This is a genomic window from Marinifilum sp., assembly GCF_965230805.1.
Lineage (GTDB): Bacteria > Bacteroidota > Bacteroidia > Bacteroidales > Marinifilaceae > Marinifilum.
The window spans coordinates 3,966,731-3,989,184 of the sequence record NZ_OZ246019.1; the positions used below are offsets into that span (position 1 = coordinate 3,966,731).

General features: G+C 37.3%; 13 protein-coding genes. All 13 read left to right on the forward strand.

What is annotated here, in order from left to right:
- Positions 1-11 precede the first annotated feature (11 nt).
- The 13 genes from ACO05S_RS15435 to ACO05S_RS15495 all read left to right on the forward strand — a co-directional run bounded on the left by ACO05S_RS15435 (position 12) and on the right by ACO05S_RS15495 (position 22,215).
- On the forward strand, positions 12-1,550 hold the full coding sequence (locus ACO05S_RS15435) for a RagB/SusD family nutrient uptake outer membrane protein (protein WP_421918908.1): 1,539 nt from the start codon (positions 12-14) through the stop codon (positions 1,548-1,550).
- Between the two features lie 518 nt (positions 1,551-2,068).
- A complete protein-coding gene (locus ACO05S_RS15440) occupies positions 2,069-4,006 on the forward strand; it encodes a glycoside hydrolase family 97 protein (protein WP_421918909.1) in 1,938 nt (645 codons plus the stop codon).
- Positions 4,007-4,022: 16 nt separating this feature from the next.
- Complete coding sequence (locus ACO05S_RS15445) at positions 4,023-6,239, forward strand: prolyl oligopeptidase family serine peptidase (protein ID WP_421918910.1); 2,217 nt, start codon at positions 4,023-4,025, stop codon at positions 6,237-6,239.
- 27 nt (positions 6,240-6,266) lie between these two features.
- Positions 6,267-7,595 carry an MGH1-like glycoside hydrolase domain-containing protein gene (locus ACO05S_RS15450; protein WP_421918911.1) on the forward strand — a complete coding sequence of 443 codons (1,329 nt, stop codon included), beginning with the start codon at positions 6,267-6,269 and terminating at the stop codon, positions 7,593-7,595.
- A gap of 31 nt (positions 7,596-7,626) precedes the next feature.
- Complete coding sequence (locus ACO05S_RS15455; protein WP_421918912.1) at positions 7,627-10,278, forward strand: TIM-barrel domain-containing protein; 2,652 nt, start codon at positions 7,627-7,629, stop codon at positions 10,276-10,278.
- Positions 10,279-10,293: 15 nt separating this feature from the next.
- The gene (locus ACO05S_RS15460; RefSeq protein ID WP_421918913.1) at positions 10,294-12,657 is read left to right on the forward strand and encodes a glycosyl hydrolase family 95 catalytic domain-containing protein; all 2,364 of its coding nucleotides are present in this window, start codon (positions 10,294-10,296) and stop codon (positions 12,655-12,657) included.
- Between the two features lie 115 nt (positions 12,658-12,772).
- Positions 12,773-13,189: a D-ribose pyranase gene (gene rbsD, locus ACO05S_RS15465; protein WP_421918914.1), complete on the forward strand. Its 417-nt coding sequence runs from the start codon at positions 12,773-12,775 to the stop codon at positions 13,187-13,189.
- A gap of 11 nt (positions 13,190-13,200) precedes the next feature.
- Positions 13,201-14,961 carry a sodium:solute symporter family transporter gene (locus ACO05S_RS15470; RefSeq protein WP_421918915.1) on the forward strand — a complete coding sequence of 587 codons (1,761 nt, stop codon included), beginning with the start codon at positions 13,201-13,203 and terminating at the stop codon, positions 14,959-14,961.
- A 16-nt stretch (positions 14,962-14,977) separates the two neighbouring features.
- Complete coding sequence (locus tag ACO05S_RS15475) at positions 14,978-16,000, forward strand: zinc-dependent alcohol dehydrogenase (RefSeq protein WP_421918916.1); 1,023 nt, start codon at positions 14,978-14,980, stop codon at positions 15,998-16,000.
- 11 nt (positions 16,001-16,011) lie between these two features.
- Positions 16,012-16,896 carry a carbohydrate kinase family protein gene (locus ACO05S_RS15480; RefSeq protein ID WP_421918917.1) on the forward strand — a complete coding sequence of 295 codons (885 nt, stop codon included), beginning with the start codon at positions 16,012-16,014 and terminating at the stop codon, positions 16,894-16,896.
- A gap of 11 nt (positions 16,897-16,907) precedes the next feature.
- Positions 16,908-18,074, forward strand: a complete 1,167-nt coding sequence (locus tag ACO05S_RS15485) for an aldo/keto reductase family protein (protein WP_421918918.1) — start codon at positions 16,908-16,910, stop codon at positions 18,072-18,074.
- Between the two features lie 11 nt (positions 18,075-18,085).
- The gene (locus ACO05S_RS15490) at positions 18,086-20,524 is read left to right on the forward strand and encodes a glycoside hydrolase family 95 protein (protein ID WP_421918919.1); all 2,439 of its coding nucleotides are present in this window, start codon (positions 18,086-18,088) and stop codon (positions 20,522-20,524) included.
- A gap of 32 nt (positions 20,525-20,556) precedes the next feature.
- Positions 20,557-22,215, forward strand: coding sequence for a glycoside hydrolase family protein (locus ACO05S_RS15495; protein WP_421918920.1), 1,659 nt, complete (start codon positions 20,557-20,559; stop codon positions 22,213-22,215).
- Positions 22,216-22,454 lie beyond the last annotated feature (239 nt).

Sequence of the window (22,454 nt, forward strand, 5' to 3'; positions counted from 1 at the left end):
GATTTAATATTATGAAAATAATTAATATCATATACCTAATCATTTTGGTGGTCTTTAGCTCATGTGAAGACTATCTTGAAAAAGTTCCTAATTACTCAGCATATGCTGAGGGTTATTTTGATTCTGAAAAAGCAGCCCAAGAGTCTAGAATTGGCTTATATGCGAAAATGTGGCTTCGTGGTCATGATAGCAATGACAGACCTATTTATAATCGTTATTTAACTGATAACAGATATACTTTAGATGCAACAACGGATCAATTGTATGCACAATATGATTGGGGAGCCTCAAAATCAATTTATCAGGGAATAATCACACCTGAAACTGGCGGATTAGTCAGTGGATTCTATAAAGAAGCTTTTTCGGTAATTGCGGCTGCTAATGATCATATTGCGAATGTTGGTGCAATGAGCGATGATTTGTTCGAAAATATGACAAAAGAGGCGTATTTGGCAGATGCAAGATTCTTAAAAGCGTTTTATTATTTCTACTTAACAGAACTTTACGGAGGAGTACCGCTGTATAAGGAAAAGATTGCTAATAATGATCTTGATGCTTATGAAATCGCCAAATCATCAAAAGCAGAGATCGTTGAATATATTTTATCAGAGTTAGATATTGCTATTAATTCACTTCCCGAAAAATCCTATGATGGATTTATTACAAAAGGTGCGGCTCAAGCATTGAAAGCTAAAATTTTATTGCAAAATGGTCAGTGGCAGTTGGCTGCCAATGCGGCCGAAGAAGTTATTAAATCCGGGCAATTTAGCTTGGATCCGGATTACTTTAACCTATTTATAAAAAAAGGGCAGGCAAATAGTAATGAAATTATTTTTGCTTCAGAATTCCAATATCCTGATGTAGCTCACAGTTTAACCAGAACTTTGGTTCACTCCTCAGGAGGAACACCTCGTCAGGAGTTTGTTGATCAGTATTTGATGTCTGATGGTCTTGCAGTTGGAGTTTCATCTCTTGAAAGTGCAGATTATCAAAATCGAGATCCTAGATTCTATCTTTCAATTTATCCTGAAAATCACGACTGGTATGATGCTATTGGAAAACTGGTAAAATACGAACCAACCCAGACAGGTTGGTATATTAAAAAATATTTCGATAGAGATATAACCGACGATAATTCTATTCATGTTGGTGGATCTAGTGAGCAAAGTATTATTCATCTTAGATATGCAGATGTTCTTTTAATGTATGCCGAGGCAAAATATGAACTTGGTCAGTTTGATCAGACGGTTTATGATCAAACAATTAAATTGATTCGTAACCGAGTTGGAATGGCTAATGTAAATGTTGATACAATGCAGGATACTGATAAATTTAACCTGATAAAATACGAGCGCAATATTGAGTTGGCTTTTGAAGGTCATAGGCGTTTTGATTTATTGCGTTGGGGTGAATTAGGAGAAACGATCGTAACTCTAACTGATCCTTTGGGGGTTGCAATTGTTTGGAAGGATCATTTTACACTTTGGCCTTTTACAAATAGTGAGCTTAATCTAAACCCAAATTTGGTACAGAATTTAGGTTATAATTAGAAATTTTGAGTATAAGTAATTACAGGCATCAAAATTAATAATCGACACGCATAATATATTTTTATCGCCTTATCTGATTCAGATTAGAGTGTTTAAATATTGTATATGGTAAAGAATGCATGTAATTCGCAACTATGAGTTAAATCGTTAGTATGACTCTCCGAGATTAGTGCTACCAGCACTAATCTCGGAGAAAATTTAAGTCAAGAATTTATGTTTGCAAGAATATGAATCTATGTTTTGGCAAGAATGCTATGTATAAATGGGAACCTGTTAGGAATGAATATAAATTTAAACAATTAGACTTTTTTCGACAGAGTTTAAATGATAATTAGTAAGTTAATCAAGCTTGTGAAATCATTTTTTTATAGGTTACACGTGTATAAATGGCTTATAGAAAGGACAGTTTTAAGATAAATGCTATAAAAGTTATTTTGGTTATATAATAAAACAATTATAACCAACAATTTGATTGGAGAGTTGAGAAATTATATGGGGTGTTTATAAATCAGTTTATTATGAGATATTTACAATTGGTGATTCTTTTTTTAAGTTTTAGTTTGTTGGCAAAGGGACAAGACGAGCTAAAGTCTCCGGATGGGAAAATAAAACTTACAATACAATCTAATCAGAGTTTAAGTTTTTCTGCTAAGCTTAATGGTCAGGAGATGATAAATAAAGCCGAATTAGAGTTTTTATTTAACAAAGAAAGCATCTTGGCAAAGAATAAATTTAAATCAAGATCATATCATGAGAAAGACATGATAAAGCCGGTTGTATCTCATAAAAATTCAACAGTTAAGCATGAATACAATGCACTGGAATTAAAATTAAATGCTAAATGTAGTATTCAGTTAAGAGCCTATAACGAGGGAGTTGCATACCGTTATATAACTAATGTAAAAAATGAAGTGGAAGTGCATGAGAAGCTTGAAATTACTTTTTCAGATGATTACAACAGTTGGGCTTCTTTGTACAAAACTTATCAAGGCTGCTATCAGGAGGAGTATACAAAGTTAAATGTATCTCAGTTTCCTGATACCATGTACACTTATTTACCTTATCTGTTAGGGGACAAAAAAGGAAATAAAATACTAATTACTGAAGCTGACCATTACGATTATCCGCATATGTTTCTGAAAAAAGGAGAAAAAGAAAATCAATTAACTGCTACTTTCCCTCCCTATCCACTAGAAACAGAATTGTATGGTGACCGAAGAAGCCGTATTACCAAAGAAGCGGATTTTATTGCCAAAACCAAAGGGACAAGAAGTTTCCCATGGCGAGTTTTCTTATTAACAGAGAATGATGGACAGCTTATAGAGTCTGATATGATCTATTGTTTGTCGAGGGAAAACAAAAAAAAGGATAACTCATGGATAAAACCCGGTAGGGTTGCTTGGGACTGGTGGAATGCGTCTAATTTATATGGTGTTGATTTCGAGTCGGGCTTGAACACTAAAACCTGGAAATATTATATCGACTTTGCGGCAAAAAATGGCTTAGAATATATCATTTTAGATGAAGGTTGGTCAGTTTCAACAAGGGATCTAACTAAAGCTAATCCTGAAACAGATTTGCAATACCTAATTGATTATGGCAAGAAGAAGGGGGTAGGTATTATTCTTTGGGCCACTTGGCGAGCATTAAACGAGCAGTGGGAAGTATTAGATAAATTTGTAGAATGGGGTGCTGCCGGTATCAAGGTAGATTTTATGGACAGAGCCGACCAGTGGATGGTTAACTTCTATGAAAAAGCTGCAAAAGAAACTTACAAGCGAAAGTTATTGATTGATTTTCATGGAGCATTTAAACCAACAGGATTACGCCGATCATATCCAAATATTGTTTCATACGAAGGAGTGGGTGGCTTGGAAGAAAGTAAATGGAGTAAACAAAATACACCAGAATTCAATCTTGAACTTCCTTTTATAAGAATGGTATGCGGACCTATGGATTATACCCCGGGAGCCATGCGGAATTTTCATTCCAAAGAATTCAAATGGAATTTTAATCGACCATCAAGTCAAGGAACCAGATGTCACCAGATTGCTCTTTTTGTGATTTATGAGAGTGGTGTGCAGATGTTTGCAGATAGTCCTTCTAATTATGAAAGAGAGCAGGAAACAACCGATTTTTTAACGCAAATTCCAAACACCTGGGACGAAACAAAAGTGTTAGAGGCTAAAGTTGGGGAATACCTGGTTATGGCACGAAGAAAAGGTAATACTTGGTTTTTAGCAGGTTTAACTAATGATGAATCTCGCGAGTATAATATTGATTTGTCTTTTTTGGCTGAGCATAAATATGGTATAGAGATGATGCAAGATGGTATTAATTCAGACAAGTTTGCAGAAGATTATAAAATCAGCAAGAAGGAAATAAATAAACACGATAAGTTTAAACTAAAAATGAATAAAGAAGGTGGTTTTGTGGCCATAATAAAGCCTTTGTAAGTATTAAATTTTGATTATGAGAATTATTTATCTGTTAGTATTCGTTGCATTAAGCCACTCAGTTTTAGCCCAAATTTCCGTCAACGATTATAAAAGGGCCGATTCAACTTATCTGTTTAACAGTTTGGTGACCCATCATCAGCTGGAAGCAACATGGTTGACCGATTCTACCTTCTGGTATAAAACTAACGGGTCTGAAGGAATAAAATACAAGCTAGTTTCAACATCAAGCCTAAACAAGAAGGAGCTTTTTAGGAAAGATTTGCTATTGCGGCAGTATAATAGCTTATTTGGTACCAATAAGAAATCTGATTCTTTTAGCTTGAAAAATTTGAAAGTTGATAATGAAGCAAACACCTTGTTTTTTGAGGCTGAAAATTATCATTGTACTTATTTTATCGATAAAGATAAACTGGAAAAGGGAAAAGCGGTTGAGAAAAAAGAAGATACCTACTGGGCCACTTCAAAAGATGATTTAGATAACGATCCTGTTCTTTCGCCTGATTCGATTTGGATGGCATATATTAAGAATTACAATGTTTTTGTTAAAAATTTAAAAACAAAAGAGGAAACACAATTAAGTAATGATGGCTCGGCTGGTGATTTGTATTCTGCATTTTTAAAATGGTCGTCCGACTCAAAAAAGCTTGCCACATTTAAAGTAAGGCAACATCACAAGCAATATTTTTACATGATTGAATCCTCACCAAAGGATCAATTGCAACCTAAATTGCATAAACGAGAATATTTAAAACCCGGCGATGTAGTGCCAATTAGGCGTCCGGCATTATTCTCTGTTGAGGATAAAAAGCAAATTCATGTTGATGGTTCAGCATTTGAACATCAGTTTTACGCAATATCGTTGAAATGGCGAAATAACAGCTCCGCTTTTACTTTTGAGTACAATGAGCGCGGACACCAGAAATATCAGGTAGTTAAAGTAGATGCCACATCCGGGAAAATTACAATTTTGGCCGAAGAAAAAAGCAAAACTTATGTAGAGTATATTCAGAACCAAAGATGGGATTTAAATGATGGTGAAGAGATGATTTGGAAGTCGGAACGCGATGGATGGTTTCATTTTTATTTAATAGATGGAAATACCGGAAAGATAAAGAATCAAATCACCAAAGGTGACTTCTATGCAAGAGACATTATCCATGTTGATGAGGAAAAAAGAGAAATGATATTCTCGGCAAATGGCGTAAAAAAAGGAGCAGACCCATACTTACTTCAATATTACCAGATAAAATTGGATGGCTCTAAAATGAAAAATATTACGCCTGAAGAAGCTCATCATAAAGCATGGTTTAATGAGTCTAAAACACTGTTAGTAGATAAATATTCAAAGGTTGACAAAGCACCGATTACAGTTTTACGAGATGCAAAATCTGGTAAGAAACTAATGACCATAGAGCAGTCTGATGTTAGTAAATTACAACAAAAAGGATGGCAATATCCTGAAGTTTTCACAGCCAAAGGGCGCGATGATAAAACAGATATTTGGGGTATTATTTATCGTCCATCTAATTTTGATCCTAATAAAAAATATCCAATTCTGGAATATATATACGCAGGACCAGGCAGAAATCACGTACCTAAAAACTTTTTTGCTTATGAATGGAAGTTTAGTTCAATAGCCGAATTAGGCTTTATCGTGGTGCAAATTGACGGAATGGGTACGGGTTACAGATCCAAAGCATTTGCTGATGTGGCCTGGAAAAACTTGAAAGATGCAGGTTTGCCCGACAGAATAAAATGGATAAAAGAAGCTGCCAAAAAGTATCCATACATGGACATTAATAAGGTTGGTATTTATGGAGGTTCTGCTGGGGGGCAAAGCTCTACAGCAGCAGTGTTGCAATATCCTGATTTTTATAAGGTAGCTGTTTCCGCTTGCGGTTGTCATGATAACCGCATGGATAAAATATGGTGGAATGAGTTATGGATGGGATATCCGATAGACAAAAGTTACAAGGAAAACTCCAATGTGACTATGGCAAAGAATTTAGAAGGCAAGCTGATGCTCATTTTAGGTGAGCTGGACGATAATGTTGATCCATCGTCTACATTGCAGGTTGTAGATGCATTAATAAAAGCGGGTAAAGAGTTTGAATTTGTTATCTTACCGGGAGTAGGGCATACGCTTGGGGGCAAGTTTGGAGAGCGCAAACGAAGAGATTTCTTTATTAAACATCTAATGGGAATAGAACCACCAAACTGGAATAAATAAAACGATAGTATCATAAAACTTATAAGAATGAACAACTTACCTAATGTTATAGTTATTGCAATGCTATTTGTAATTGCTATGTCGTGTAACAAACCCAAAAAAAGCATGAATAATGCAAAGGATAACGTGACGCATACCTCAGTCAATATGGAAAAGATGAAGCAAATCTACGATGAGTTATCTACCGAATATGACCGTTTGCGTCCTCAGGTAATCAAGCAACCGGAAGGATATTTAAAATATCCCTATTTAATTCCGGCTGGTTTTTACAGTCAACTTTGGGACTGGGATGCCTTTTTTATGGCAAATCACTTTATAAGTAAAGGACAGCCGGAGTTTATGAAATATTGGGCCTTAACTTACATGGAAAATATAGATGAGGAAGGTTATGTGTCAGGAGGAATGACCACCAAAGGACAACGTAAAATATTTGGCAAGTTTGCCATGAAACCTTTCCTTTCACAAGGAATATATCATTATTCTGAAGCAGTAGGAGATTACTCATGGATTGAACCTTACTACGATAGAATTACTAAAATATTAGAGTATCGCGAAAACACACAGTTTAATAAAGAATTTGGCTTATATTATTGGGAAATAGCCATGCAAAGTGGTGCTGATAACAACCCGGCTATGAATTATTTTACAGACGATTCACGAGAGTTTGTGTGTGCAGATGTTAGTGCATTCCAATACGGAGAATTGTTAGCTCAATCGGTAATAGCTAAGAAGTTAGGTAAACAAGAAGATGCTGCCAAGTTTAAAAAGGCAGCCGAAACTTTAAAAGCCAATATTAACAAACACCTTTGGAATGCAGAAGATAAGGTTTATTACAATGTTGATATTGATTCTAAAAAACATTACAAAAGAGTGAGCTATTCAAGTTTTATACCGCTAATGTATAAGATTGCTACTCCCGAGCAAGGAAAACAGACTATTGAAGCTCACCTTACCAATCCCAAATGCATGAAAGCCAAGTATGGTTTCAGATCCCTTTCTGCTCAAGATGTTGATTATAACAATAAAAATGTAATTGTACCATTCTCAAATTGGCAAGGACCGGTTTGGCCAATTGCTAACTATATTTTTTCTATTGGTCTTAAAAACTATGGGTATGATAAGGAGCTAGCTTGGTTGGCAGAAACTCTGGGGCAATTATTGGTTGATGACATTAAAGAATGGGGCATCATGCATGAAAACTATCATGCGGATACTGGTGCACCATTAGCTCCATCTGCCGATCATGTAGATAAAAATGGAAAATTCGTAGGGTTTATCAGTTGGAATCTTTGCATCCAAAATGTAATGGAAGGAGTATTGGAAGATAAGTGGATGTTGTTGCAGATTGAAGAATAACATTTTATTGACATTTAAAATGGAAATGGCTATGAATTTAATTATAAGAAGAGCATTGGTAATTGCTTTGTTTTTTATGGGAATCAATGCAAAGGCGCAGGAATATAAACCTAAAGCAAATCCTAAAGCTGTAGTAACTTCAGGCAATGCGAGATTTACAGTTTTAAAGTCTGGTTTAATTAGGATGGAATGGAGCAAAAAACGAAAGTTTGAAGACAAGGCTTCATTGGTATTCGTAAATAGAAATTTACAAGTTCCAAACTTTCAAAAGTCACTAGAAAATGGTGTGTTAATCATTATTACGGATAAGCTTACTTTAGAGTATAAAGAAAAGAGTGGGCCTTTTTCAAAGGAAAACCTATCAGTAGCAATACATACCGGAGGAATGGAACTTGAATGGTATCCTGGTATGGAGAACAAAGGGAACCTTTTGGGTACTACTCGTACGCTTGACCGCGCTGATGGAGCGTATTATCTTGGTGAGAACGGTAAAACAAAAATTGAATTAGAAGAAGGTGTTTTATCCCGTGATGGTTGGACTCTGATAGATGATTCGGGTAAGCCCGTATTCGATAATTCGGAATGGGCCTGGGTAGAAGAAAGAAAACTAAAGGAAAATCAGGATTTCTATTTTTTTGCCTATGGAAACGATTACAAACAAGCACTTGCTGATTTTACATCTGTAGCAGGAAAAATAGCACTACCACCACGTTATATTTTTGGTTATTGGTTTTCACGCTGGCATCCATTTACCGAAGCCGAATATAAAGAAATGGTGGGTCAATTCGAATCACTAAATATTCCATTAGACGTGTTGGTAATGGATATGGATTGGCATGCTACCGGTTTAAAAGAGTTTTTTAAGGATGGTAAAAGAGCAAAAGATAAAAACGATCAAATGTATGGTTGGACTGGCTTTTCGTGGAATAAAAACTATTTTCCCGACCCAGCAAAGTTTCAGGACTGGGCTGAAGAACATGGATTAAAAACCTGCTTAAATCTGCATCCTGCTTCAGGTTTTCACCCCCACGAGGATGTTTACGAAGTGATGGCAGAAAAAATGGGGGTAAATGCAAAAAAAGGAGAACCTGTTCAGTTTGATATTGTAGATAAAAAATTCGCTAAGCACTATTTTGAGCAGGCACTTCACCCAATGGAAAAAGATGGAGTTGATTTTTGGTGGTTGGACTGGCAACAGTGGAACAACACCTCTATAGAAGGTGTCAATCCAACATTTTACCTTAACTACGTTCACTATTCTGATATGGAACGTCAGGGAAAAAGACCATTGATTTATCACCGTTGGGGAGGTTTAGGTAATCACCGATACCAAATTGGTTTTTCAGGCGATACAAAAATTACCTGGGAATCATTGGATTACCAACCTTATTTTACCAGCACAGCCTCAAATGTTGGATGGGGCTTTTGGGGTAATGATATTGGGGGTTTTTATGGAGATGTTGATAAACCTGAAACCACTTCCGAGGAGCTGTTTGTTCGTTGGTTTCAGTATGGAACATTTAGCCCTATTTTAAAAACTCACGCTACCTGCCGAGCGTTAATCAAACGTAAAATTTGGGAATACTCGCCCGATAACTTTTTTCACTTGCGTCATTTAACACAATTGCGTCGCGAGCTTATTCCATATATATATCATTCTGCACGCCAGGCATATGATTCAGGTGTTTCGCTTTGTCGTCCAATGTATTATGAATATCCTGATAAGGATGAATCCTACGAATATAAAAACCAATACTATTTTGGCGACAATATGTTAGTTCATCCGATTACTAAACCAGCCCTTGGTGATAGCCTTTTTGTAGAGCAAACAACCTGGCTTCCTGAAGGGGAGTGGACTAGCTGGTTTACGGGAGAAAAAATAAAAGGAGGTCAAGTTAATACAAGTTCCTTTGCCTATGACGAAACACCTGTTTACTGCAAAGAAGGAGCGATTATTCCTACCATGGATTTTGAAGTAAAATCAGGAGCTATCCCTGATAAATTAGCTTTTAATGTATTTGAAGGGAAATCAGGCAAACTAGATTTATATGAGGATGCGGGAGACGATAATGGTTTTAATAGTGGAGAATATACCATAACTCCTGTATCGTTTAAAAAAGATGGGAATAAATTACTTGTAAATATTGATACTATAAAAGGTAGCTACAAGGGAATGCCGACTAAAAGAACCTACGAAGTACGCCTAATAAATCAGCTGTTTCCAAGATCTGTAGTGGTTAATGGAACACCATACAGATTTTCTGAAAAAGGTGGTGAAAAAACTTATAGACTGGAATCAGAAAAATTAAGCACTCATATCTACTTACCGGAAACCACTGTTGATAAGCCCATAAAAATTGAAATAGAGTTGATAGAAGGAGACTCTGAACGATTAAGCAGAAAAGTACAGAAAATGAAAACGATGTTTAAGTTTTCTAAATTTCTGGCAGAGCGCAGAAACTTCTGGAAACAAGACGAATGGAATGATGCTTACTATTCAAGCGATGTGGTAAAAGATGCTGCGGCTACAGCAATTAAACTGGAAAGGGAACCTTTAAAAATGCTTGAGATATTAACAAAATTTGATGAGCAATACGATAGTATCATTTATATGCTACAAGAAATTACTAAAGAGCATCAAGTATTTGAACCATATTTAGAACTTCTGGAATCTATAAAGTAAAATACAACTAAAGAAATGAAAAAATCTACAAATTATATCATTGCATGCATCTTCTTAATTTTATGCGGATGCACAAATACGGATGACTACTTTAAAGCCCCGGACAAAGGCTTTACAAGCATTAGCTGGGCAGATAACCCAAAGGAATTTAAAAACGGATTGTTAACCGGAAATGGCACAATGGGAGCAATCGTTCTCGGACGCCCCTTTGATGAAAATATATATGTGAGCCATGCCGGTATTTATCTGCCGCGAAAAAAAGGAGATAAACTTTTTGAGATGACCTCAAAGATGGAGCATATTCAAAAGTTGTGTCTGCAAGGGAAGCTAAAAGAAGCTGGTATGTTGGTAAATACAATGCGTATGGAACAAAACTATATGGACTGGCGTGATCCGTATATAGGTGCGTGTATTCTAAACATTAAACAACCCGAAGGTGAGATTAAAAAATATCAGCGTTCAGTTGATTTTATGACTGCTGAAACCAATGTAAGCGTTTCTAATTCTAAAGGTACGTTTCAGCGAACTGCATTTGCTTCAAGAGAAGATGATGTAGTTGTTGTACGATTAAAAGGTGATGGGAAACAAACAGCCGAGATATCTTTGAGTGGCCTTGTACCTCATAATGATAGGGAAAGAGAAATGCAGAAGGAAGGCGTTAAGTCATCAGAGAAAAGTATTAAAGATGGTTTGATGTACATGCGCACCTTGTTTGCACACACCAACAAATACAACCCTAATTTGGGTTTTGAAGGATTTGGAAAAGTAATTTCAAAGGGAGGAGAACGCACTGAAACGGACTCAAGTGTTATTATAAAAGATGCTGATGAAATTCTCGTTTTGATTAAGGTAGAGCCGATTACTAAAGGACAGGAATCTTTAAGTAATTACGAAACGATTAAGAAACAAATTGAGGGTGTAAATACGGATTATAATACTTTATTAGCATCACATTCTAAAAAGCATGGCGAGCTAATGGGACGTGTTGATTTTTCTCTTAATGCTCCTGAGTATGATCGCCAACAACCCAATGAAATATTAAAGGGGCTATCAAAAGAAGCACCTTTGGCTATGATTGAAAGAGCTTTTTATGCTGGTAGGTATAATATCATCTGTAGCACCGGACTCAATCCTCCTAACTTGGTTGGTTTATGGAGTGCTACCTGGTCGGCCAACTGGGAAGGTAGTTTTACAACCAATGGAAACTTACCATGTGCCGTAGCATTTAATTTGATGGGAAATACTCCTGAACTGATGGAGCCCTATTTCAGATACCATGATGAGCGATGGGAAGGTTTTAGAACCAATGCAAAACAATTATTTGGAACGCGAGGATTTAATATTCCCGGGCAGTTAACCATGGGTCCTTTGCAAACCGATTTCAGCTATTGGAATCCACATGTATTCTGGCATGCCGGTGCTGCATGGACTTTATTGTATTACTACGATTATTATCGTTATTATGGTGATGAGGAATTCCTGAAGAATCGCACATATCCTTTAATGAGACAGGCATGTGAGTTTTACGAAGATTTTTTGACTCGAAAGGATAAGAATGGGAAATACATCTTTGTACCTACCTATTCGCCTGAGAATTTTGCCAATGGTAAAGAAGCGACAACCATCAATGCCACCATGGAAATTGCAGCAGCCAAGCAGTTACTAAATAACTCAATAACAGTAGCCAAACAACTGGGCGTAGATGAGTCATTACAAAAAAAGTGGGCATCTATACTTAAAGACTTACCAGAATATGAAGTGGATGAAGATGGTTATTTCAGAGAGTGGTTATGGCCTGGTTTAAAAAACAACTTAAGGCACCGTCATGCATCACAACTATATCCATTGTATGATGATGCACCTGAAGAAATCATTAACAATCCAACATTAGTAAAGGGAATCGAGAAGTTTTTAGCTTATCATCTTCCTTATAAAGACCGAAGTGGCGATATGGCATTTGGAGTTGTTCAGGACGGTTTAGCTGCAACTCGTATTGGTAATAGTCAATATACTCAAGAGGCCATTAACCTATTGTCAGGAGACTATTGGACATATAGCATGTCTTCTTTGCACGATCAGCGTAAGATAATGAATATGGATATTTCCGGTGGTTTTCCTTATTTGTGTTCTTCAGCATTAGTGTATGCCGATCCTGGTTACATCAGGTTTTTTCCGGCTCTACCGGAACAATGGAAAGAAGGTAGTATTAAAGGTATTCGCTTAAGAGGTGGAATATTAGTGAAAGAACTAACATGGAATGAAACTTCAGCACAGGTAATTTTAATTTCTGATAAAACACAAACTATAGATATTGAAGTAAATGGTAAAAAAATTACCAAAGAATTAGGAGCAGGAGTAGAAGAAAAATTAGCCTTATAAGAATATCTGAAATTTATGAAACGACCATGAATTTTAGCATTCTAGAATACACCCAAGAGAATGATTAAAATTCATCGGGAGTTCCATCTGACAAATGAAGATAAATTTTAAATAGATGAAAGAAATCGGAATTTTAAACAGAGCAATAGCAAAAATCATCTCAGAGCAAGGTCATGGAGATCTTTTGATGGTGTGTGATGCAGGTTTTGCCATACCCAAGGGTATTGAAGTTGTAGACTTAGCCCTGGCACCCAATAAACCTATGGTTATGGAAATGTTGACTGAGTTAAAGCAGTACTTCTCGGTAGAAAAAATGATACTGGCCAACCAAACAAAAGAAACTAACCCAACACTTTTCAAGGATGTTGCAGGTTCTTTTGGAGAAGGGATTGAAGTTGAAATGATTGACCATACTGAATTAAAACAAAAATCTCACGAAGTAAAAGCTGTTATACGGACAGGTGATTTCACTGCTTACGGAAACGTGATTCTGGTTTCAGGAGCGGGAGAAAGATGGTATTGTGAAAAATAAAAAGCTAAAAAATGAATATAAGTACAATTGATCTAATTATAATAATAGCATTTCTTGTTGGAATTACCCTTATCGGAATATTTCAGATGAGAAATAAAAGAGAAACCAGCGATAGCTTTTTTCTTGCTGGCCGAGATTTGAAATGGCCACTTATTGGATTGTCATTATTTGCAGCCAATATATCAACTATACACCTTGTAGGTTTAGCAGCTTCCGGTTTTAATGAAGGTTTGGTTTGGGGAAGTTTTGAGTGGCTGGCTGGTATATCTCTAATTTTATTGGCTGTTATATTTGCACCATTTTACTTTAAAAGTCGTGTACAAACCCTACCCGAATTTTTAGAACGAAGGTATGATTCGCGTTCAAGAACTGTGTTCGCTTTCATTGCTATTTTAGGGGCATTGTTTGTGCATATCGGTTTAAGTCTTTATACCGGAGCCATTATTTTTCAAAGATTCTTTGGTATTAGTGCATGGACTTCCATCTTTACCTTATCGGCTCTTACATTGGTTTATTATTTGGCAGGAGGTTTAAAAGCAGTTGTGTACACACAGGCTGTGCAAACCGGAGTATTAATATTCGGATCTGTGGCATTAACTATTGCAGGATTAATGAAGCTTGGTGTATTTATGGAAGAAAGCACATTAATGGCCAATGCTGCGATTGATGGTTCAGTTCAACAACTAGGCTTCATAGATAAATTTATGATGTTAATAAGAGAGGGGCAATTAGATGTACTGCATACAAATGAGTCAATTACAGCCTTAACAGGAAGCATCAATGAAGATTTTTCGGCAAATGGTTTCGATACCCTATCAGGAAGCGGGTTGACTTGGTACGCTGCATTTTTGGGCTATCCTATTTTGGGTTTATGGTACTGGTGTTCTGATCAAACCATTGTGCAACAAGTACTGGCTGCCAAAACCAAAAGTGACGCTCAACGAGGGCCTATCTTTGCGGGTTTTTTAAAGTTACTGACTCCATTTATCATGATTGTTCCAGGTATCATCGGTTATATCCTTTTTAAACAAGATATCTATGATGCGGCACATTCTGCAATTCCGGCGGTATCTCGCCCTGGAGATGTGGCTTTATCAGTATTGATCGATAAACTTCTACCTGTTGGATTAAGTGGTCTTTTTGCTGCTGCATTAATGGCAGCACTGATGAGTACTATTGCAGCGGCTTTAAATAGCATCTCAACATTAGTATCTGTAGATATATATAAAAGGGTAAAACCAGAAACGAATGATAAAAGCTTAATAAAAATAGGTAGAGTGGCAGCTATATGCATTATGGCTCTTGCCGCAATGTGGTCTACGCAAGGCGATAAATTCTCTAGCGTTTTTGAGGCCATTAACAAGGTAGCCGCAGCATTATCTCCGCCAGTAGCAACAGTCTTACTGTTAGGTGTACTATATAAAAGAGGGACAAAAGAAGCTTCGCTTATTACTTTAATAAGTGGTTTAGTATTGGGAATGACCTTGTTTGTCCTGGACTTTAAATTTACTCCGACGGGTACTTCAATAGTAACCGAAGTTTGGGGTATTCCATTTATGATGCAAGCTTGGTGGTCCTTCTGTATTTGTGTAGTAATATATTTAATTGTTAGCAAGCTAACACCAAAATCAGATGCTAAAGTTATAAAAGAATATACTTGGGAGAATCCATTGGCTATTGTAAAAGGGAAAATAGAAAAACTAAACGATATTAGGGTGTTAGTGATGTTATTGTTAATAACTATTGCTGCTTTGTACGCCATATTTTCATAATTCAGACCATTTAATGATGAGACAAGCAATAATGACAAAACCTGGTATTATCGAATTCCAGGATATTCCAAAACCAAATAAATTAGCACCAAACGAAGTATTATTAAAGATTCAACGTATTGGTGTATGTGGTACCGATATTCATGTTTTCCATGGAGAGCATCCTGCAACACCTTATCCTGTTGTTCAGGGTCATGAGTATTCAGCAGAGATTATTGAGGTTGGTGAAGCTGTAACAAAAGCAAAGCCCGGAATGAGAGCAACGGCACGTCCGCAGTTGGTGTGTGGTAAATGTGGTCCGTGTTTACGTGGCCAATACAATGCATGTCAGGAATTAAAAGTACAGGGATTTCAAGCACCTGGTGTAGCGCAAGACTTCTTTATTGTGCCGGAAGACAGGCTAATTATTTTTCCGGATTCAATGAGCTATGAATATGGAGCAATGATAGAACCTGCTGCAGTAGGTGCACATTCCACCAGCAGAACGACAGGCGTTGAAGGCAAAAATGTAGTAGTTTCAGGTGCAGGAACCATTGGTAACCTGGTAGCTCAATTTGCCAAAGCCAGAGGGGCAAAAAAAGTTTTAATTACAGATGTCAGCGATTTCCGTCTTGAAAAAGCCAAAGAGTGTGGTATCGAAGGAACTTTAAATGTAAAAGAGACTGATTTTGCCAATGGAGTAAAAGCTTTTTTTGGTGATGAGGGTTTTCAAATAGGGATGGAAGCTGCAGGTGTGCAGGCTTCACTGGACACATTAATGGCCAATGTTGAAAAAGGCGGTGATATCGTAATCCTTGGTGTGTTTGCAAAAAATCCTGTGGTCAATATGTATTACCTGGGCGAACACGAACTGAATGTGTTCGGCTCAATGATGTACAAACATGAGGATTACGAAGCGGCCGTTGAGATGATATCAACAGGTAAAATTAATCTTGAACCGCTGATAACAAAACACTTTCCTTTTGAAGAGTATTTGGATGCCTATAAATACATAGATGCACAAGCAGATAAGAGTATGAAAGTCATGATTGACCTTTAAAACAGTTGACTATGGAAAGTAAACCTAAAGTTATTGGTATAGGCGAATTGTTATGGGATGTGCTTCCTGAAGGTAAAAAATTAGGAGGAGCACCTTGTAATTTCGTTTATCATGCCCAAAAACAAGGAGCAGTCGGATTATCTATAAGCGCTATTGGCGATGATGAGAATGGTAAAGAAATACTGGAGGTTTTAAAGGAAAAAGGTATTTCATCTGATTTGATTCAAATCAATCAAAAGCCAACCAGTACAGTTGATGTTAAATTAAATGAACAAGGTGTTCCTGAATATATCATTCACGAAGATGTAGCGTGGGATTATATATCCTATACGGACCAATTGAAACAGGAAGTATCAAGTGCAGATATTATTTGTTTTGGAAGTTTAGCTCAACGAAATAAAGAATCTCGAAAAGCCATTAAAAGTATGTTGATGGATTGTGGATCAGATACCTTGATTGTTTACGATATCAACCTGCGTCAGGATTATTATACCAAAGAAATAATTAATGAATCTTTGCAGCTTTGTAATGTATTGAAGCTTAACGAAGATGAGTTGCCCATAGTTTGCGATTTATTAGATATTCATGGTGAATCCGAAGAGGAAAAGATTGAAAAACTTATTGATGCCTATAAGCTAAAACTACTTGCGTTTACCAAAGGCAGTGAAGGCAGTTTGTTGATGACTCCTTTTGAAAAAAGTTATTTGGAAACTCCTAAAGTTGATGTAAAAGATACAGTAGGGGCAGGAGACTCTTTTACGGCGGTTATGATCATAGGCTTTGCCAAAGGAGAGCCATTGAAACAGTTACATCAAAAAGCAGTTGATATTTCTGCGTTTGTATGCACCCAAAATGGCGCTATGCCGGATTATTCTGAAACTACAATAAACAGTTAAAATATAGAACAATGATTAATACAGATATACAATCGATTGACCCAACAACAGTTTGTCAATTACAATTACCCGATGGTACATTAATGCCACAAGCAGCCATGGGAACATTTCATTCCGATAATCCGGACCTTAAAGAGAAAATGGAAGACATCATTGTTGAGGCCATTCGTTTGGGGTATCGTCATTTGGATTGTGCTACAGCCTATCAGAATGAAGATGTGGTAGGTAGAGCAATTAAACGAGCGATAGATGAAGGATTGGTAACTCGAGAAGAGTTGTTTGTAACCACAAAGTTGTGGAACAAACACATGTCACCGGAGGAAGTAATTCCTGCTTGCGAAGATTCCTTAAGAATGCTACAGCTTGATTATGTGGATATGTATGTGGTTCACTGGCCATGGCCAAACTTCCATGTTCCCGGAGCTTCGGGCGATTCCGTTAACGATCATGCCGTACCCTATATTCACGAAGACTTTATGAAGGTTTGGGATAAAATGACCGAGTTAAAGAAAAGCGGCAAGGTAAAAAATATTGGTACATCTAACCAAACGCAAAAGACTATAGAGCTGTTGTTGAGGGATACCGATGACTTTAACCGTCCTGTATATAACCAAATGGAGCTTCACCCATTGTTCCAGCAACAAGAGTTGGTGAAATTTTTCCTGGATAATAAAGTTGTTCCTTCTGGTTATATGGCCTTAGGTTCTCCACGACGTCCAGGTCGCGACAGGTTTGCCGAACATCAGGCAGATATGCAACATCCACTCATTCAGAAAGTAGCACAAGAATCTGGGCTTACTCCACCTGAAGTTTGCTTGTCATGGGCACATCATCGCGAAAATAATCAAGTTGGTTATGTAGCTATGGCAGAACGTTCAGAGTGGATCAAGTCCAACCTGATGGTATCGTGCAAGAATATGCTTACTCAAGAACAATTTGAGGTAATTAACGGTGATGGAACGGAAGAAAATCCAGGCATTAATACAAATAACCGTCTGATCTGGGGGCAGGTATTTTTCTGGCCGGAAGCGAGAGTGCTTGGACATGATAGGGATGTGTTGTGGAATGATACTCAGGTTTTTGAAACCAAAGACGATTACGATAAATTTAGAAAGGCTGTTGGCGAATTTTATAAGGTTTGGAAAGAAACAGCTGTGGATTTGGCTATAAAATATTAAGATTGAAGGTTATGAAACAAATCAATATAACTCTTTACCTTGCTGTGACATTATTATGTGTTACATTTTTTTCGTGCACAACAAGTAATCAAGTTGAATTAAATCAATTAAAACTTTGGTACGACGAACCCGCCGAGCACTTCGAACAATCACTGGTATTGGGTAATGGTAAAGTAGGTGCTTCTGTTTTTGGAGGAGTGCAATCCGATAAAATTTATTTGAATGATGCTACACTCTGGGCAGGAGAACCTGTAGATCCGAATATGAATCCTGATGCACATAAATCGATACCCAAAGTAAGGGAGGCATTGGCCAATGAGGATTATGAATTGGCGGACAAGCTCATTAGAAATGTACAAGGCAAATTTTCTGAGTCCTTTGCTCCTTTAGGAACGATGCATATGGATTTTAACCATAAAGATTCTGTTTCTAATTATTATCGCGAACTGAATATCAGCAATGCCACATCGTTAACAAAATATGAGGTTGATGGCGTGCGGTTTGAGCGTGAGTACTTTATCTCGCATCCCGATCAGGTGATGGTAATTAAACTTAAAGCGAATAAGAATAATGCACTTAATTTTAAAGTTCGTTTCGAGAGTCTTTTAAAGTATGATTTAACCGGGAATGAAGATATTCTAAGAGCTGATGGCTATGCACCCTATCATGCTGAGCCAAACTATAGAGGGGATATGCCCAATGCTGTACAGTTTGATGAAAATCGTGGTATTCGTTTCTCTTCCTATTTTAAAGTAAAAGAAACGGATGGGGAGGTATTCATAAATGACAGTATACTTTCGGTTAAAGATGCCAGCGAAGCAGTATTGCTTGTATCTATAGCAACCAGCTTTAATGGTTTCGATAAAGACCCTGTTAAAGAAGGAAAGGACAATAAAGCTATAGCTGAAAATCAGATATTGAAAGCAGAGAAGAAATCTTTTGAAGAAGTAAGAAAATCTCATATTACCAACCATCAAACCTATTTTAACCGGGTTGAATTGAATTTGGGAGCAGAGGATTTGACAAATATCCCTACAGATGAAAGGATTAAAAGATACACAGCTGGAGCGGTAGATACTGATTTGGAAGCGTTGTATTTTCAATACGGCAGATATTTGTTAATGGCCGGATCCAGAACTGAAGGTGTTCCTATGAACCTGCAAGGCATCTGGAATCCTTATATGCGACCACCCTGGAGTAGTAACTATACGGTTAATATTAATGTGGAGACCAATTATTGGCTGGCAGAAAATACCAACCTTTCGGAGTTTCATCAACCTATGCTTTCGTGGATTAAAAATGTCTCAAAAACAGGAGAGGTTACGGCAAAAACATTTCTGGGTGTAAATGGGTGGACAGCCTGTCACAACTCAGATATATGGGCAATTAGCAATCCGGTTGGTGATTTTGGACAGGGACACCCTTGCTGGGCAGCCTGGTTTATGGGTGGTGCCTGGTTAAGTACCCATCTGTGGGAGCACTACACGTTTACTCAGGATCAGGAATACCTAAAGCAAGTTTATCCTACCATTAAAGGCGCTGCTCAATTTTGCTTAGAGTGGTTGGTAGAGGGTAAAAATGGTAACTTGATGACTTCTCCTGGCACTTCTCCCGAGAATCGTTTTTATACCCCGGATGGATATGTAGCATCAACATTGTATGGATCAACGGCCGATTTGGCTATGATTAGAGAGTTATTTGAATTGACCATTAAAGCTTGTAATAGATTGGAATGTGATAAGGATTTTAAGGAAAGTTTAAAAACAGCTCATAGTCGTTTACAACCTTATAAAGTAGGCTCAAAAGGGCATCTGCAAGAATGGTTTCACGATTGGGAAGATGTGGATAAAGAACATCGCCATCAAACGCATTTGTATGGATTATTTCCTGGAAACCATATCACAACAAACGATACTGTTTTGGCTAATGCATGTAGAAAGACCTTGGAAATGAGAGGACCCAAAGGTATGGGTTGGTCATTTGGCTGGCGAATTTGTTTATGGTCAAGGTTATATGATGGTGAAAATGCACATAAGGTACTGCAAAGCTTATTGAGATTTGTTGAGCCAACAGGGCCGCATCCGGATTATTCAGGCGGAGGAGGTACTTATGCCAATTTATTTAGTGCAGCTCCACCTCTGCAAATAGATGGTAATTTCAGTGGAGCAGCTGGTATAGCCGAAATGCTTTTGCAATCAACAGAAGATGAAATTAGAGTAATACCTGCCATTCCTGAAGCCTGGTCAACAGGTTCGTTTAAAGGAATGTGTGCCCGAGGCGGTTTCGAAATTGATGCCAGTTGGAAAGATAAAAAACTTGTTGAATTGAAAGTAAGGTCTAAAGTGGGCAAGCATTGTAAGCTGCATTTTGGAGATCGAATAATCGATTTTGATACCAAAGAAGGAAGTGAGTACTCGATTAATTCAGATTTTGAAGTTCGGGAATTATAAATGTGAAAATTGAAATTAAAATAATACTCAAAATGAAAATAAAATCTACAACTCTTACTATTGTAATGCTGTTATTCGCAGCCATGTTAGTTAGTGCTCAAATAACAGAGCGACAACTTCCTGCTGAATGGAAAAATCTTGTTTACGGAGGTCGTTTTATGGATCGTTTTCTACCCATGCATCCTGTTGGTGAGTTAACAAGGGATACCTGGGGTGCACCAGAAGTTGTACCTCGTTATACCGATAATGGGTTGGAAGATAATATTATTTCCTACTGGGGTGGCAATGTGAAAGTTGATAAAGATGGCAAATACAACCTATTTGTTTGTGGTTGGCCTGAAACCTCTCCAAAAGGGCATATGTTCTGGGCGAAATCTACACTTTACCAGGCGGTGGCCGATAATTCCTTTGGTCCCTATAAAGTTAGAAGGGCAATTGGTCCCGGGCACAATCCGGAAATATTTCAATTAAAAGATGGTCGTTATGTCATTTATATTATTGATGGATACTATATAAGCAACAACTTGAATGGACCTTGGGAGCGTAAAAAGTTTGATTTCAATCCTCGAGACCGTAAAATAATAGAAGGGCTAACGAATGTAACATTTGCACAACGCGAAGATGGTACATATTTGGCCGTTTGCCGAGGAGGGGGTATTTGGTTTAGCGAGACAGGAGAGTCGTCGTACAATCAGGTTACCGATAAACGTGTTTACCCTCCTGTTAAAGGACGTTTTGAGGATCCGGTTGTTTGGCGAACCAATATACAATACCATCTGATTGTGAATGACTGGTTGGGAAGAATTGCCTGGTACATGCGCTCGAAGGACGGCGTAAATTGGAAAACAGAACCAGGTGAAGCATACCTGCCAGGACTAGCCGTTTATGAAGATGGGACAAAGGTAGATTGGTTTAAATACGAACGTTTAAAATTTCTTCAGGATGAGTACGGGCGTGCAACACAGGCTCACTTTGCTGTAATCGATACCATAAAATGGAATGATTTGGAATATGATAACCATAGCTCAAAACATATTGTTATTCCTGTGGTGAAAGGACGTTTGCTTACTGTTTTAAATGAAAAACCACTTACTGCCAAAACAAAAACAATTGAAGTAAAGATTGAAGCAGAAGAGGACTTCAACCCCAATACCGATATTGATTTGGAATCAATCCGTTTTGGTGCATCTGAAGAGGTTAATTTTGGGAGAGGATGTAAATTAAAAGAAACTAAGGAATCGGGTAACGATTTAATCCTTGTTTTTGATGGCAGTGGTAATGGGTTTACAGACGATAATTTTGCCGGGAAACTATTGGGAAAAACATCAAAAGGAGAACTTTTGTTTGGATATTCGCGCTTACCCGGTGTTGAATATATTGAGCCGATTCTTTCTGCCCGTCAACCAAAAGTTCTTCAAAAGAACAAAGGACTATCCTTTAATGTAGAAGTTCAGAATTTTGGACAGGTAGCATCCGAAAAAGCCAAAGTTGAACTGAGGGTTGAAATCGATAAGAAAATGCAAAAGATTGCTAGTGGAGTAGTTATCCCTTTAAATCCTTTTGAAAAAACAACAGTAGGAATACAATCTGCTAGGAAACTTGAAAAGGGAAAAGAATATAAAGCAAAAGTTTTGATAACATCTGGTAGTTTGAAGCCCGTAGTTTTTGAAACGAGTGTTGTACTGAAATAGGAGAGGGTAAAGTTAAACTTGCTTAATTCTGCTTAAGAAAACAGCAATTCCAAAGTGAATTTAGGTTTAATACCGATTTGTTAATGGCATGAGCGGTAAATTTGTTCCTTTTTATAGCTGTCATTAATCGATCGGCATTATCCCAAGCGCTCATTTCATAATTAAAATGGTATAATATTCGATCTTCGACGTTTAACTGAGCGGTTTTTGTGGCGTAAAAAGAGATCTTTCGTCCTGAG